The following is a 16,217-nucleotide window of genomic DNA, read 5'->3' on the forward strand; positions in this document are numbered from 1 at the left end:
TTTATAAATATTTATTTTATATACATCTTTAATAATTTATGAAGATGCTTAGGCAGAATAAAAAATGTGATTGGAGGAAAACAAATGTCAGCATTTGTAGTATTAGGAGCCCAATGGGGAGATGAAGGAAAAGGAAAGATGACAGATTACCTTGCTGAGAAAGCTGAGGTTATAGTAAGGTTTCAAGGGGGAAACAATGCAGGACACACTGTAGAAGTTGAAGATAAACAATATAAACTTCACCTTATACCTTCTGGAATTCTTTATGGAAACAAATTAAATGTTATAGGAAATGGTGTTGTTATAGATCCTAAAGCTCTTTTTGAAGAAATAGATTATTTAGAAGGATTAGGAGTTAAAGTTACTCCAGAAAACCTTATAATAAGTGATAGAGCGCATATCATAATGCCATATCATAAGATTTTGGATAAATTAAAAGAAAAATCCAGAGGCAAAAATGATATTGGTACTACTGGGAAAGGTATAGGACCTGCTTATACAGATAAAGTTGAAAGATGTGGAATAAGAGTTTGCGATCTTCTTCATACAGAAGTATTTAAAGAAAAACTTTATGAAAATATAAAAACTAAAAATGACATAATTGTTAAAGTATATGAAGAAGAAGCGTTAGATTTTAATTCTATATGTGATGAATATTTAATTTATGCTGAGAGGATAAGACCTTTTGTTAAAGATATATCAGTTAGGGTTTATGATGAAATAAAATCAGGTAAAAATATACTTTTTGAAGGAGCGCAAGGAACACTTTTAGATATAGATTATGGAACTTATCCTTATGTAACATCTTCAAATACAATAGCTGGAGGAGTTCCATCAGGAGCAGGTATAGGACCTTCTATGATAGATAAAGTTGTAGGTATAGCAAAAGCATATACTACAAGAGTAGGCAAAGGACCATTTCCTACAGAGCTTAATGACAAAATAGGTGAATGGATAAGAGAAAAGGGACATGAGTATGGTGTTACTACGGGCAGATCAAGACGATGCGGATGGCTTGATTTAGTAATATTAAAATCTTCAGCAAGAATTTCTGGCTTAACTAGTTTTGTTGTAACTAAAATTGATACATTAGCAGGACTTTCAAAAATAAAAGTATGTACTGGTTATAAACTTGGAGATAAGGTTATAGATTATTTTCCAGCAAGTCTTGAAGATTTAGCAAAATGTGAGCCTGTTTATGAAGAATTTGATGGATGGGATGAAAGTGTTGGAGATGCAAGAAATTATGAAGAACTTCCTGAAAATGCAAAAAAATATTTAAAGAAAATAGAAGATTTTACAGGAGTTAAGGTTTCAATAGTGTCTGTAGGTCCAAGAAGAGATCAAACTATTGTTATAGAAGAAATTTTATAAATTTTTATAAAAAATTTTATAATTGTCTTTATTATTTTTATAATCTCTGATATAATTTAAATTAAATCGTAGTAAAATAGTATGATTTAATTTAAATAAAGGAGAGATGATAGAATGATAACTAAAGACATGACTATAGGTGAAATAGTTAGAAATCATGAAGATAAAATAGCAATACTTATGAGTTTTGGAATGGGTTGTGTTGGATGTCCAGCATCTCAAGCTGAAACATTAGAAGAAGCTGCAAAAGTTCATGGATTTGATGTTGATGAATTATTAGAAGCATTAAATGCTTAATAAAATAAAGTAATCTAATTTTAAAATAAGGTATAGTAAGACTATTTAAACAGTCTTACTATACCTTATTTTTTGCTTAAATTTAAGATAAACATATTTGGTACTAAAAGGGATTTTTATGAAACTGATTTGAATATATAGGTATATATGGGAATATATAATAATATATAAAAAGTAAAAGCAAATAGCTGTTGTTTTAATAATTTAAAACTTTGACAACAGCATAAAATTAAAAGGGGGAAATTTTATATGGGAAAAATTAAAAAAATGTTAGGAATTGCATTAACAATTTCTATGACAATTGGAATTTTTGCTGGTTGTGCAAACTCAAGTACGCCTAATCAATCTGATGATTCAAAAAATCAGATTAAACAGCAGCAGTCGAGTGAAAACAAAGAAAAGCATTATACTTTCGGATATACTTGTATGACAATGAATAATCCATTTTTCCAAGTACTTGAAAAATCAATTAGAAGTGAAGTTGAAAAAAATGGAGACAAGCTTATAACTACAGATCCAGCAATGGATGTATCTAAGCAGATTGATCAAATAAATGATATGATAACTCAAGGTATAGATGCAATTTTTCTAAATCCTGTTGACTGGGAGGGCATAAGACCTGCACTTGAAGCTTTAAAAAAAGCTAATATTCCAATTATTAATTTTGATACAGAAGTTAAAGATATGGACTATGTAACTGCTTATGTTGGATCTGATAATAAAAATGCTGGAAAAGTTTGCGGTGAAGATCTTGTAAAGAAATTTCCTAATGGAGGAAATATTGTTGTTCTTGATTCTCCTACAATGAATTCAATAAATGATAGGATATCTGGTTTTATGAGTGCTATTGAAGGAAAAGGTTTTAAAATAGTTGCACAACAAGATGCAAAAGGCGATCTTGAGACTTCTATGAAACTTTCTGAAGATATTTTGCAAGCAAATCCAAATGTAGTTGCTATAATGGGAGGAAATGATCCCACAGCTTTAGGAGCACTTGCAGCATGTAAAGCAGCTAATTTAGATAAAGTATTAATTTATGGTGTTGATGGTTCTCCTGAGGCTAAGGCTGAAATTGCAAAAGGAGGACAATTTGCTGGAAGTGGGGCTCAATCTCCAAAGCAAATTGGTGTAAAATCTGTTGAAGTAGGCTATAAAATACTCAAAGGTGAAAGCTTTGAAAAGAGAATACCAGTTGAAACTTTTCTTATAAATAAAGATAACGTTTCCCAATATGGGACTGATGGATGGCAATAAATTATAGATTAAATTATTGAATTGGGATAAAGGCTTTATTTAGCATTAAAGCTTAGTAAAGCCTAAATAATATAAAAAGAAAAATGAGAGGTGAATAGTATTGAATGGCAATTTACTCCAAATGAAAAATATAAGCAAAAAATTTCCGGGAGTATATGCTTTAAAAAATGCTCATTTTGAGCTTAATGAAGGAGAGGTACATGCACTTCTAGGAGAAAATGGAGCAGGGAAATCAACACTTATGAAAATTCTTGGAGGTATATATAGTGTTGATGAAGGAGAGATATATATTCAGGGTAAAAAAGCAGATATAAAGTCTGTTAAAGATGCACAAGCTTACGGAATTAGCATAATACACCAAGAATTAGTTTTAGTACCATATATGACGGTAGCTGAAAATATTTATTTAGGTAGAGAGGTAACGGGAAAAACAGGATTTATTGATAAAGCAGCTATGATAGAAAAAGCTCAAAAATTATTGGATTCTTTTGAAGTGAAAATTAAAGCAGATTCATTAATTTCTAGACTTACTGTTGCACAACAGCAGATGGTTGAGATAATAAAAGCTATATCATTTAATGCTAAAATAATTGTTATGGACGAGCCAACATCTTCATTAACTGAAAAAGAAGTTAAGTTTTTATTTGATACAATTAAAAATTTAAAAAGTCATGGAGTTGGTATTGTTTATATATCTCACAGAATGAATGAACTTTTTGAAATATCTGATAGGGTAACTGTAATGAGAGATGGGGAGTACATTGGGACTAAAATTACAAAAGATACTTCTAATGATGAATTGATTGCTATGATGGTTGGACGTGAATTAACTAGTTATTATACGAGAGATTATAACGAGCCTGGGGATATCATATTAGAAGTTAAAAATTTAAATAGAAAAAGCGTTTTAAAAAATATTAATTTTAGTGTTAGAAAAGGTGAAATAGTAGGATTTGCAGGACTTATGGGGGCGGGACGATCAGAAGTTATGAGAGCTATTTTTGGTCTTGATCCTATTGATTCAGGAGAAATATTAATAGATGGACAAAAAGTAAATATTAAGGAACCTAATGATGCCATGAAAAATGGTATTGCTTTAGTTCCAGAAAATAGGAAGGAAGAAGGGCTTTTTCTTATTCAAAGTGTTAAATTTAATATAACACTAAAAATTTTAGATAAATTTATAAAGTTTATTAAGGTTAATAAAAAAGTAGAAAATGATATTACCAATAAATATATAGATGAATTGTCTATTAAAACACCTACAAGTAATCAGTTAATAGGAAATCTTAGTGGAGGTAATCAGCAAAAGGTTGTTATTGCAAAATGGCTTGCTACTGAACCAAAAATTTTGATTTTGGATGAACCAACTAGAGGTGTAGACGTTGCTGCCAAAGCTGAAATTTACTCAATAATGAATAAGTTAGCATCAGCAGGTGTATCTATTATAATGATATCTTCAGAATTGCCTGAAATAATAAACATGAGCGATAGAGTTTTGGTTATGTGTAATGGAACTATTACTGGAAGTTTAAATCGTAATGAGTTTACACAAGAGAAGATTATGTATTATGCAACAGGAGGTATTTAGTATGTCAATGGAAACATCAATGGTAAAAAAAGATAAAAAAATATTTAATAGTATATTAAATAATATGCTTCAATTTTTTAAAGAAAATATGGGTATACTTATTGGATTTATTGCTTTATGTATATTACTTTCTTTTATGTCTCCCGTATTTCTTACACAAAAGAATATTATGAATGTTCTTAGACAGATTTCTACAAATCTTTATCTTGCTTGTGCAATGACAATGATAATTATATTAGGAGGAATAGACTTATCTGTTGGTTCTACAATTGCTTTATCTGGAGTTGTTACTGGAGGGTTAATAGCATTTAATGGACTTCCAGTTCCAGTTGCAGTTTTAGGGGGACTAGGGATAGGGCTGATTGTAGGTTCTTTTAATGGACTTGCTATTGCAAAGACAAGTATTCCTCCGTTTATTGTAACTTTAGCTACAATGAATATAGTTCGTGGCGCAGCTTATGTTTATACTGGTGGAAAGCCAATACGTGTTATGTCAGAGCAATTTAATTTTATTGGGGCAGGTTATGTAGCTGATACAATCCCTACTCCTGTAATTTATCTTATTGTTATTTTAGTTGTATCTACATTAATAATGAATAAGTCAAAGTTAGGAAGATACATATATGCTGTAGGAGGGAACAGGCAAGCAGCAAAATTTTCAGGGTTAAAGATTGAGAAGATACTTTTCTTTCCTTATGCATTTAGCGGGCTTATGGCTGCGGTTGCAGGAATAGTGTTAGCATCACGTATGTTCTCTGGTCAGCCAACAGCAGGAGATGGAGCTGAAATGGATGCTATAGCTGCTGTTGTTCTTGGAGGTACAAGCATGAGCGGAGGTTCAGGAAAAATAGGAGGAACTGTAATAGGAGCGTTAGTTATAGGTGTATTGAGTAACGGACTTAATTTAATGAATATAAATTCATTTTGGCAATATATAGTAAAGGGGATTGTAATTTTAATTGCTGTATATGTAGATGCTATTAAAAAGAAAAAATCAAAATTGTAAATAGGGGCGGAGAGCAAAATATGGGAAATGGAATTGCTGTAGCTGGTAATATGACAGTTGATCAACTTAAAAAAATTGATATTTATCCAGAACAGTCAAAATTAACTACTATTAGGGAAATTAGCTGTTCTTTAGGAGGAGCTGTATGTAATTGCCTTATAGATTTAGCAAAAATAGATTCTAATATACCACTTAAGGCTATAAGCATAATAGGAAATGACGATATGGGGGACTATATTTTAAATACTGTTGGTCAATATAAAAATATTGATTTATCAAGAGTTATTAGAGAGGGCCGATCTTCATTTACGGATGTTATGGCTGATGAAACAAATAAAACTCGTACTTTTTTCTTTTTTAGGGGCTCAAGTAGTAAATTTTCAGATAAATATATTGATTTAGATAATATTGATGCAGATATACTTCATATAGGATATATATTATTGCTAGATGGTATGGATGCTAAAGATGAGAAATATGGAACTGTTATGGCAAAAGTTCTTTGCAAGGCAAAAGAGAGAGGAATAAAAACATCCATTGATGTAGTAAGTGAAGAAAGTAATAGATATAGCAAATTAGTCCCGCCAAGTCTTAAATATACGGATTATTGTATTCTTAATGAAATTGAAGCAGGAAAAACTGTTGGAATATCACTTCGATCAAATAATGGCAAATTAATAGCAGAAAACATAAAAGAAGTTTTAAGAAAAATTCGTGATATGGGAGTTAGTAGATGGATTATAATTCATGCTCCTGAATCTAGTTTTGGTTTAGATGAAAATAATAATTATTATACAGTACCTTCTTTAAAGCTTCCTAAAGATTTTATAAAGGGTACTGTTGGAGCAGGAGACGCTTTTGTTTCTGGAGTTTTGTATTCTGCTTATAAAGGTTATACTATGGAAAAAGCAATGGAAATAGGAGCAGCAGCTGCTGCTTGGTCTTTGTCAGAGGCAGATAGTGTATCAGGAATGAAACCTTTTAAAGATGTAATTGAATTATACGAAAGAATGCCTAAACAGACTGAAATTTTTATATAGTAAAAATTTTATAAAATTATAGATATTATATTTATATACAATACAAGGGGGGAATTTATATGTTAGTTAATCTTAATTATTTGCTTAAAGAAGCCCAAAATAAAAAAACCGCTGTTGCAGCTTTTAACACACCATCTTTAGAAGCAGTAAGAGCTGCAATATCTGCAGCAGAAGAGCTTTCAGTTCCAGTAATTATTCAGCATGCACAAGTGCATGAAGAAATTGTAAATATAGAAATAATAGGCAAAATAATGTTAGAAATGGCGAAGAATTCTAAAGTTGATGTTTGTGTTCACTTAGACCATGGAACAAATATTAATCTAATTAATAAAGCTATTGACATGGGATTTACTTCTGTTATGTTTGATGGTTCTAATTTACCATATGAAGAAAATATTATATGCACTAGTCAAATTGTACAAGAAGCACATAAACGAGGAATTTCTGTAGAAGCTGAATTAGGAGTTATGTCTACGTCAAATTATGGAGAAAAATTGATTAATGACTCTAATTTTAATAAAGATGATATTTATACCGATCCAGAACTAGCTTTTGATTTTGTAAAAAGAACAGGAATAGATGCATTAGCTGCTTCTTTTGGTACAGTACATGGTTTGTATTTAACAAAACCAAATCTAGATTTTAAAAGATTAAAAAATATTTATGATAAAACTATGGTACCAATTGTTATGCATGGAGGATCTGGAGTAAGCAGAGAAGATTATCACAAATCAATTGAAAATGGAGTTAGAAAAATAAATTATTACACTTATGCTGCTCGTGCTGCTGGAGAAGATATAAGAAAAAAAATTAAAGAGTCTAATGATCCAATATTTTATCATGATATTACTTTATTGGCTATGGAAGCTATGAAACAAGATATGATGTATGCTTTAAAAATTTTTAATAATATGGATTAGGAGGATATTTATGAAAATTGAAGAATATAAAAAAATGCAAAATATTGCAAATAAATATTTAAAAAAGGCTCATATAGTAATTACAGAGGAGGAAAGAAAAAATATAGAAGTTTCTGATTTTGGACTTAATGATATTTATAGAACTGGATTGCAGTTAGTTGTATATGTTAATACAGAAAGAGTATGTGCTAAGGAACTGGTACTTCTTCCACATCAAACTTGCCCTGAACATAGACATCCTCAGGTTGACTCTAATCCCGGTAAAGAAGAAACATTTAGATGCAGATGGGGAAAGGTTTACCTTTATGTACCTGGTGAAGCTGCTAAAAAGCCTAAATGTAAGCCTCCAAAGGGAGATGAAGCGTATTATACTGTATGGCATGAAATAGAACTAAATCCTGGAGAACAGTATACTTTAATACCTGATACTCTGCATTGGTTTCAAGCAGGTGATGAAGGAGCAGTAGTATCAGAATTTTCTACACATAGTACGGATGAGTTTGATATATTTACAGATAGCCGAATACGTAGGATTACTAAAATTACAGATTAGTAATAATTAGGGGAAAGTATAAAAAGAATCTGTCTTAAAATAAATAGATGCATAATCTGTATTTTAATATTTTAAGATAGACTCTTTTTTGTTAATTTAAATTTTTATAATCTATTATTAATTAATACACTTCTTATTTTATCTTTTATATATAAGTTATTATAGGCCATATCTATTGGGAATTTACATTTATTAATTATAGAAATAAATGTTAAAGATTTACCTTGCTTTATTAAGCTTTTACAAGCTTTATCTATTTTTTTATTTATAACTTGAATTTCTTTATAATATTTAATCTGTTTTAATATATAATTTCTAAGCTCAGGATATCTTCTTACAACAAAATTTGTTACTCCAGATTTTTCAGCAACAAGAGCAAAGACTATTCTTTCATTTTTACTAATCATATCTTCAATTGCAGAGTCAATATCATTTTCATATTCTTCCATAGTTTTATAAAAAAGACTATTGTTATTTAATGCATTTTCCATAGTCATCCACCCTTAATTATTAATTTTATGTTTCCATTATATAACAACATTCGACAGTTGTAAATGAAAATAATAACGAAATTATGAATTTATATTCCTTTTATGACATAATTTAAATATATAGAAGAACTTTTTAATATAACAAAAATATTCTTTAATGGTATTTTGTGATATAATATTTTAGGTATTTATTAGGTATTTATATTGAAAAGGGGATAGTTTATGTTGAAGAACTTTTTTAATATTTTTCTTCGTTATGCTATAATGTTTGTACTTATTTTATGTTTTGCATTTTCTTTTATATATATTTTATTTAATATATATTCAATGAAGCATAAAGTTATTGGTATATTTATAATTTTAATTTGCTTAGGTATTATATATTTTTATAAAAAATATAAGAATAATATTAAATATAAATTAAAAAATATAAACAATAAAAAATTATTATTATATATAGTTATAACTGCGTTTGTTTTAAGATTTTTATGGATAATTATAGTGCCGACAAAACCTATATCAGACTTTAAAGTAATGTACGAATATGCTAAGGAAGCAGCACAAGGGAATTATTATGGCTTTCATGATTATGCTTATTTTGCAAGGTTTACACATGACATTATAACAGTTTTATATTTTTCGTTATTTTATAAAATGATGGACAACCCTCTTTTTATTGTTAAATTTTGTAATGTAATTTGTCAAACTGCAGCAGTTTATGCTATGTATCTTACTGTAAGGGAAATTTTAAATGAGGAAAGAGCACTTATAAGTGCTTTTATACTTGCATTTTTCCCTCCATTTATAATGTATACTTCACAAACTATGTCAGAAAACATGGCAGTTCCACTATATATTTTTAGCGTTTATTTTTTTATAGCTGCAATAAAAGGAAGAAAAAACAATGCTTATTTTATTTTAAGTGGGGCATTTTTATCTTTCGCTAATATGTTTAGAATGGTAGGAGCTGTATTTGTTATAGCTTATATTATGTATAATATTATATATATAGGACTTAAGGGAGGAATAAAAAATTCAATTTTATTGATAATAGGTTTTGCAGTCCCTTTTTATTTAGTAAGTCAATCATTATTAAATGCTAATATAACTGAAACACATCTTTGGAATCCTAAAGAACCTTCTATTACATCTATATTAAAGGGAACTAATATTGAGCACCATGGAATGTATAATGAAGAAGATGCCAATATTCCTATAAAATTAAATCATGATCCACAAAAGATAAAAGAAGTTTCAAAAGAAATAATAATAAAAAGGTTAACTACAACACCTAAGCCAAAACTTATATTCCATTATATAAAAAAAATTGCTATGCAATGGGGTATGGGAGATTTTAGAGCTTTTGTATGGACAACTGATGAAGTATTTGGAAAAAACATATTTAAAAATATAATTCATGAAGTTTCTATTTTTACTCAAATTATTTATATAACTATTTTAATTAGAATTTTTAGTGCATTAAAAAATAATGATTATATGGAAATAAAAGAGATGAATTTCTTTTACATACTATTTGGCGGCTTTGTACTATTATTTTTAATAACAGAATTTCAAGAAAGATATGCATTTATAATTTCATGGATTTTTGTTATATTTACAACAAGAACAAGTAATTTAAATAGGAGGAAACATGCTTCAATTTATAAAGTTCTCAATGGTAGGAATATTAAACACGGTTATAACAATAATATCTTATAATATATTAACTTTTACAGGAATTAACTATATTTTATCTAATACTATAGCTTACATACTGGGAATGATTAATAGTTATTTTTGGAATAAAACTTGGGTTTTTTCATCAAAAGATAAAGATATTAATTTGGTTATAAAATTTATTATAGTAAATTTTATAACTCTTGTTTTAAATAATTATATACTTCATGTATTTGTATCTAATTTTAAATTTAATAAATCAATTTCTCAAATACCTGCTATTATTTGTGGAATGGTAGTAAATTTTGTTTTAAATAAAATATGGACATTTAAAGATAAAGGAGGAAAATAGAATGGCAGATTTTTTTCTATCTGTAGTAATACCTATGTATTATGAAGAAGGTGTAGTAGAAGAATGCTATAAAAGACTTACTAATGTAATGAGCGAAAATAATTATGATTATGAACTTATATTTGTAAATGACGGAAGTAAAGATAGAACATTAGATATATTAAAAGAAATTGCATCTAAAGATAAAAGAGCAAAAATTATTAATTTTTCTAGAAATTTTGGCCATCAGGCAGCAGTTAGTGCAGGGGTAAAAGCAGCTTTAGGAGATGCTATTGTAATAATAGATGCTGATCTTCAAGATCCACCAGAACTTATTAAAGATATGGTAGCTTTATGGAAGCAAGGATATGAAGTTGTTTATGCAAAAAGAAAGAAGAGAAAAGGAGAAACTTTTTTTAAATTGATAACTGCAAAGTACTTTTATAAATTTTTAAATGCTATGTCTGATATAGATATTCCAAAAGATACAGGGGATTTTAGACTTATTGATAAAAGTGTTGCTTGTGTGTTTAATTCTATGACTGAAAAGAATCGTTTTATAAGAGGAATGATATCTTGGATAGGATTTAATCAAATAGCTATAGAATATGTAAGAGATGAACGATTTGCAGGTGAAACTAAATATCCATTAAAAAAGATGATAAAATTTGCTAAAGATGGTATTATAGCTTTTTCTTCAAAACCTCTTAAAATAATAACTTCTTTTGGATTTTTTTCAGTAATTTTATCTTTTATAATTCTTATTTATTCAATTGTAAGTAAAATATTTCAAAATGATATAGCAAAAGGCTGGACTTCTCTTATGGTTGCAATAACTTTTTTCTCTGGGGTACAAATGCTTTCTCTTGGAATAGTAGGAGAATATATTGCTAGAATTTATGATGAAATAAAAGGAAGACCTCTTTATATAATTAAAGATAAAATAAATTTTTAAGGTATTATAAAAACATATAAATTAAATGGATTAGTAAAAACTAATATTATTTAGATGCGTAAAGTAAAGCCATACATAAAAAATTTTTATGTATGGCTTTTAAGTTTTTGAATTTATTTAATGAATTTACGTAAATTTTATGTATTATATTTATAATTTACAATTTATTTTGTTTTTAAAGTTAAGTTATTAATCCATTTTTTAGATAAAATTCTTGGAAGACCAAATATAATTTTAAATACTTCTTCAAGGCTTACAAGGGCTAAAACCCAGTATACTGGAAGTTTCCATACAAGTCCTCCTAAAAAAGCAAGGGGTACACCTATAAGCCATACTCCTCCTGTATCTAAAAATAAGCAAAATTTAGTATCTCCACCGCTTCTTAGTATTCCAACAACAGATAAATAATTAAAACATTTTGCCCAAAGAAAAGCTGAAAAAACTGTAAGATTTTTACGTGCAAATTCATAAACTTCGGCTGAAACATTGTATGGAGAAAGAATCCATTTTGAAGATAAAAATACTATAAATCCTACAATAAGTGCAATTGAAGGACCTAAAGTTATAAAACGTTTTGCATAAATAAATGCATCTTCTTCATTTTTCTCACCTATTTTGGTTCCTATCATAACTGCACAAGCATTACCAATTCCCATAAATATTACCCAAGCAATATTTTCTATAGTTCCAGATATATTGGTAGAAGCAATAACATTTGTACCCATTCTTGCATAAACAAAAGAATATAAAGTTACACCTAATGCCCAAATGGATTCATTTAAAATAACAGGTATAGTAACTTTAAAAAAGTTTTTTACAAATGAAATTGATAAATCTATCATTTCATTTATTTTAGCTGCAATTGCATAATTATTTTTATAAGTTACATATAAAATTAAAGTCATTTCTACAATTCGAGCAATTACAGTAGCTATTGCTGCACCACGTACTTCAAGTCGTGGAAATCCAAATTTCCCATAAATAAGAACGTAGTTAAAAAATGTATTTGTACAAAGAGATATAGCACTTACTACCATAGGAGTTTTTGCCTCACCAGTACTTCTTAAGGCAAAAGAATAAGAAAACGAAATTGAAGTTATTATATAACTAAATGCTATTATTTTTAAATACTGACTCCCAAGTATAATTACATCTTTATCTTTAGAAAAAATACCAAGTATTTGTTTAGGAAATATAAAACCTCCTATAGTAAAAATCATAGAAGCTATTCCGCCACTTATCAAACAAACTCCAAGAACTCTTCGTATATTTTTTACATCTTTATTTCCCCAATATTGAGCTGTAAATATAGAAGAACCACTAGATATTCCAAATAAAAGTAGATTTAAAAGAAAAAAATATTGATTTGCAAGTCCTACACTTGCTATAGCTTTTTCTCCAAGCTTTCCAATCATTATAGTATCTACTAGATTAAGAGATGATGATATAAAGTTTTGAAGTGCTATTGGTATAGCAAGATTTAGCATAACTTTATAAAAATGTTTATCATTTAAAAGTTTTTTAATACTCATGAAATCCCCCTATCGTAATATAATTTAAAATATAATTAAGTTAAAAATATATTTATACTTATAATTAATATCTTATATTAAACAGATACAATTAACATTGTATCATATGTATTATTATTTATCAAATTAATACTTTAGTATTTTTAAAATATTAATTTAATAGATTTTTAACTAAATGTATATTACAATAGTAAATGTAATAAAAATTAAAGAATGGAGTGACATATTTGCTTAAAGCTGTTATTTTTGATATGGATGGAGTAATAATTGATAGTGAACCAGATCATTTAAAGTTTGAGCAAGAATTTTTTAAAAATCTTGGCCTTGATATAAGCAAAGAAGAGCATAATAAATTTGTTGGAACAACTTCTTACTATATGTGGGAAACAATAAAAAATAAATTTAATCTTTCACAAACTGTAGAAGAACTTGTAAAAAACGATAGAGATAACTACTATAACTATTTAATATCAGGAAATCATAATATTCAAATTATAGATGGAGTTAAAAATATTATAGAAGATTTATATAAAAATGGTGTATTACTTGCTGTTGCATCTTCTTCACCAATAAACATAATTGAAATTATAGTAGATATGTTTAATATTAGAAAATATTTTAATACATTAGTAACAGGTGATTATGTAGATAAAAGTAAACCTAATCCTGATATATTTTTATATGCAGCAAAGGAGCTTTGTGTGGAACCAAAAGATTGTATTGTAATTGAGGATTCTGCAAATGGAGTTTTAGCTGCAAAAAATGCTAAAATGAAATGTGTTGGATATAGAAATTTAAATTCAGGTAATCAAGATTTATCTCCAGCTGACATTATAATAAATTCTTATGATGAAATAAATTATGATATATTAAAAAGCATTATATAAAATTTTATACATAATTTTTAATATGATTATTTTACTATATATAATTTGAAATATAAAAAAGATTTAAGGCATAAAGAATATTACTTTAATGCCCTAAATCTTTTTAATATTTTTAGCAGCAGTATAAGCTGAACTCCAAGCCCATTGAAGGTTAAAACCACCACAGTCACCATCTACATCTAAAATTTCTCCAGCAAAATATAAATTAGGTATAAGTTTTGATTCCATGGTATTTGGATTAACTTCATTTGTATTAACTCCTCCACCAGTTACTTGAGAATTAGCAAAAGAATTCGTACCTATAACTTTAAAATCCCATCTTTTTAAAAGCTTATATATATTCCTTTTTTCTTTATATTCTAAATCCCAGCAAGGTTTATGTATATTATTAATTCCAGCTTCTTTAAGTAATATAGGAATAAGTTTTTTATTTATTATACCTATAAAAGAATCATGAACACTTCTGTGAGAAAATATAGAAAAATGTCCTTCAAAAAAATTTTCTAAAGTTTCTTCATTCATAGTATGCATAATGTTTATCCTAACAAAAACCTTGCTATCTTTTGAAAGTGCATAAGAAGCAATTCTGCTCAATTGAAGAATAGGAGGACCAGATATACCGTAATCTGTAAAAAGTATTTCTCCAAATTCACATCTTTTTAATTCATTATTTACATATATTTCTGCTATACCATTAAATTTAACACCTGATAAAGCTTTAAGATTTTTATAATCAAGCTTTAGTTGAACAAGAGCAGGAAGAGGATTTATTATACTATGACCTAAAGATTTAGCTAAATAATAACCAGAACCATCAGAACCACTAGAAGGAAGAGATTTTCCACCACAAGATAAAAGAAGTTTTTGGCTTTCATAAATTTCACCATTTGATGTTTCTATTATAAATTTAGATTTTTTATATTTTATATTCTTAACTTTAGAGTTTAAATAAGTAGGTATTTCTCTATCATTAATTGCAAGCCTTAATATATCAACTACAGAAGATGCTTGAAGAGACATAGGATACATTTTACCATCTTCTAAAGTAACTAAAGGAAGTCCTAAAGATAAGAAAAAGTTTATAGTATCTGAAACTTTAAATTCCTCAAGTGCTGAGATGAAAAAATTAGGATTATCGCTGTGGTATCTACTACTTTCTATATATTCATTTGTGATATTGCATCTTCCGTTTCCTGTTACCAGTAATTTTTTTAATATCCTATCGCTGCCTTCTAGTATAGCTACATCTATTCCCATATCTTTAGTTAAAATTGCAGCCATAGATCCAGCAGCACCTCCGCCTATTATTATAAGTTCATGTTTCAAAATAAATCCCACCTTGTTAAATTAATATAGAGATATTATTTATATATTTTATACTAAATATAAATTTTTGAATATAATAAAAATATACTTATGTAAAATAATTATTTAAGTTATAATAAATATAACAAAGTATTATATATTAATTTTCAAAATTTAAACAAAACCAATACAAATGTAGTTTATCAAACTATTAAGGAGATGATTTTTGTGAATGCAGGAGAATTTTTAAATTTTAAAAATTGGGTAGTAGCTGGAGATGTTCTTAATCCAGACAAATATGCTTATAAAATATTAAATGCTTTAAAAAATGCAGGTTTTAATGTAGAAGGTGTAAATCCTAAAGATACATCAGGTAATACATATAAAAGCATTAAAGAAGTTCCATATAAAATAGATGTACTTGATTTATGTATAAATCCTATAAAAGGATTAAGCATTATTAAAGAGGCTAAAGAACTTAATATAGATAAAGTTCTAATACAGCCTGGAGCAGAAAGTGAAGAAATTTTAGAATTTTGTAAAAATAATGGAATAACTGCAATAGAAGGCTGCGCATTAGTAGAATTATCAAAACGTAAATAAATTTTAATTAATTTTTTAGAATAATATAAAATATCTATTTATAAAAAGTATAAATAGATATTTTAATTTAATAATTATTTAATTAAAATATGCTTGTAATATAAATAATTATTATAAAATTTCCTTAGAAAAATTAGTTACAGATAAAACTAAAACAGTAATATTAAATATCTATAATAAGCATATAAGAGAAAATAGATTAAATATGTAGTTTTATTATATATTATAAAAATATATTTGAATAAAAACGAAAAAAATAAAAAAATATGTTGACATAAATCTAAATTTTATGTATTATATTCTATGTCGGGTCTTGAGAGCTGACAAAACAAATTTAAATAAGGCTCCTTGGTCAAGCGGTTAAGACACCACCCTTTCACGGTGGTAACAGGGGTTCGATT

The 16,217-nt window shown here is 27.5% G+C and carries 16 protein-coding genes; 13 read left to right on the top strand and 3 right to left on the bottom strand.

The window, feature by feature from the left end:
- The first annotated feature begins 84 nt into the window (after positions 1-84).
- From EGD97_RS11075 to EGD97_RS11110, 8 genes are all read left to right on the top strand, one after another.
- Positions 85-1,374, top strand: a complete 1,290-nt coding sequence (locus EGD97_RS11075; RefSeq protein WP_127837399.1) for an adenylosuccinate synthase — start codon at positions 85-87, stop codon at positions 1,372-1,374.
- A gap of 114 nt (positions 1,375-1,488) precedes the next feature.
- On the top strand, positions 1,489-1,671 hold the full coding sequence (locus EGD97_RS11080) for a DUF1858 domain-containing protein (protein WP_078681960.1): 183 nt from the start codon (positions 1,489-1,491) through the stop codon (positions 1,669-1,671).
- A gap of 249 nt (positions 1,672-1,920) precedes the next feature.
- The gene (locus tag EGD97_RS11085) at positions 1,921-2,925 is read left to right on the top strand and encodes a sugar ABC transporter substrate-binding protein (RefSeq protein ID WP_127837401.1); all 1,005 of its coding nucleotides are present in this window, start codon (positions 1,921-1,923) and stop codon (positions 2,923-2,925) included.
- A gap of 121 nt (positions 2,926-3,046) precedes the next feature.
- The gene (locus EGD97_RS11090; protein WP_078681991.1) at positions 3,047-4,516 is read left to right on the top strand and encodes a sugar ABC transporter ATP-binding protein; all 1,470 of its coding nucleotides are present in this window, start codon (positions 3,047-3,049) and stop codon (positions 4,514-4,516) included.
- Position 4,517: 1 nt separating this feature from the next.
- Positions 4,518-5,522: an ABC transporter permease gene (locus EGD97_RS11095; protein WP_078681958.1), complete on the top strand. Its 1,005-nt coding sequence runs from the start codon at positions 4,518-4,520 to the stop codon at positions 5,520-5,522.
- 20 nt (positions 5,523-5,542) lie between these two features.
- Positions 5,543-6,562 (top strand): carbohydrate kinase family protein, encoded by a 1,020-nt coding sequence (locus EGD97_RS11100; RefSeq protein ID WP_078681957.1) that lies wholly within the window; start codon positions 5,543-5,545, stop codon positions 6,560-6,562.
- A 59-nt stretch (positions 6,563-6,621) separates the two neighbouring features.
- Positions 6,622-7,482 carry a class II fructose-bisphosphate aldolase gene (locus EGD97_RS11105; RefSeq protein ID WP_127837403.1) on the top strand — a complete coding sequence of 287 codons (861 nt, stop codon included), beginning with the start codon at positions 6,622-6,624 and terminating at the stop codon, positions 7,480-7,482.
- 10 nt (positions 7,483-7,492) lie between these two features.
- The gene (locus EGD97_RS11110; protein ID WP_127837405.1) at positions 7,493-8,035 is read left to right on the top strand and encodes a D-lyxose/D-mannose family sugar isomerase; all 543 of its coding nucleotides are present in this window, start codon (positions 7,493-7,495) and stop codon (positions 8,033-8,035) included.
- 104 nt (positions 8,036-8,139) lie between these two features.
- Here EGD97_RS11110 and EGD97_RS11115 read toward each other — a convergent pair whose 3' ends face one another.
- Positions 8,140-8,526 (bottom strand): hypothetical protein, encoded by a 387-nt coding sequence (locus tag EGD97_RS11115; protein ID WP_078681954.1) that lies wholly within the window; start codon positions 8,524-8,526, stop codon positions 8,140-8,142.
- Between the two features lie 501 nt (positions 8,527-9,027).
- Here EGD97_RS11115 and EGD97_RS11120 point away from each other — a divergent pair.
- From EGD97_RS11120 to EGD97_RS11130, 3 genes are read left to right on the top strand one after another with little or no spacing between them, the layout of a single operon-like run.
- Positions 9,028-10,245, top strand: coding sequence for a glycosyltransferase family 39 protein (locus EGD97_RS11120; RefSeq protein WP_164850207.1), 1,218 nt, complete (start codon positions 9,028-9,030; stop codon positions 10,243-10,245).
- Complete coding sequence (locus EGD97_RS11125) at positions 10,178-10,555, top strand: GtrA family protein (protein ID WP_127837409.1); 378 nt, start codon at positions 10,178-10,180, stop codon at positions 10,553-10,555. The genes EGD97_RS11120 and EGD97_RS11125 overlap by 68 nt, the downstream gene beginning before the upstream one ends.
- 1 nt (position 10,556) lies before the next feature.
- The gene (locus EGD97_RS11130; RefSeq protein ID WP_127837411.1) at positions 10,557-11,489 is read left to right on the top strand and encodes a glycosyltransferase family 2 protein; all 933 of its coding nucleotides are present in this window, start codon (positions 10,557-10,559) and stop codon (positions 11,487-11,489) included.
- A gap of 164 nt (positions 11,490-11,653) precedes the next feature.
- Here the strand turns inward: EGD97_RS11130 and EGD97_RS11135 are convergent, their stop codons facing one another.
- Positions 11,654-13,021 carry an MATE family efflux transporter gene (locus tag EGD97_RS11135; RefSeq protein WP_078681950.1) on the bottom strand — a complete coding sequence of 456 codons (1,368 nt, stop codon included), beginning with the start codon at positions 13,019-13,021 and terminating at the stop codon, positions 11,654-11,656.
- Positions 13,022-13,248: 227 nt separating this feature from the next.
- Here EGD97_RS11135 and EGD97_RS11140 point away from each other — a divergent pair, with 227 nt between their 5' ends.
- The gene (locus EGD97_RS11140) at positions 13,249-13,908 is read left to right on the top strand and encodes an HAD family hydrolase (protein WP_078681949.1); all 660 of its coding nucleotides are present in this window, start codon (positions 13,249-13,251) and stop codon (positions 13,906-13,908) included.
- A 93-nt stretch (positions 13,909-14,001) separates the two neighbouring features.
- Here EGD97_RS11140 and EGD97_RS11145 read toward each other — a convergent pair whose 3' ends face one another.
- Positions 14,002-15,234 carry a BaiN/RdsA family NAD(P)/FAD-dependent oxidoreductase gene (locus EGD97_RS11145; protein WP_127837413.1) on the bottom strand — a complete coding sequence of 411 codons (1,233 nt, stop codon included), beginning with the start codon at positions 15,232-15,234 and terminating at the stop codon, positions 14,002-14,004.
- Positions 15,235-15,441: 207 nt separating this feature from the next.
- Between EGD97_RS11145 and EGD97_RS11150 the strand changes: the two genes are divergently transcribed.
- Entirely contained in the window at positions 15,442-15,816 is a 375-nt protein-coding gene (locus tag EGD97_RS11150) for a CoA-binding protein (protein ID WP_078681947.1), read from the top strand.
- Positions 15,817-16,217 lie beyond the last annotated feature (401 nt).

The sequence above is a fragment of the Clostridium prolinivorans genome, from assembly GCF_004011155.1.
In the GTDB taxonomy this organism is placed as follows: domain Bacteria; phylum Bacillota; class Clostridia; order Clostridiales; family Clostridiaceae; genus Clostridium_AT; species Clostridium_AT prolinivorans.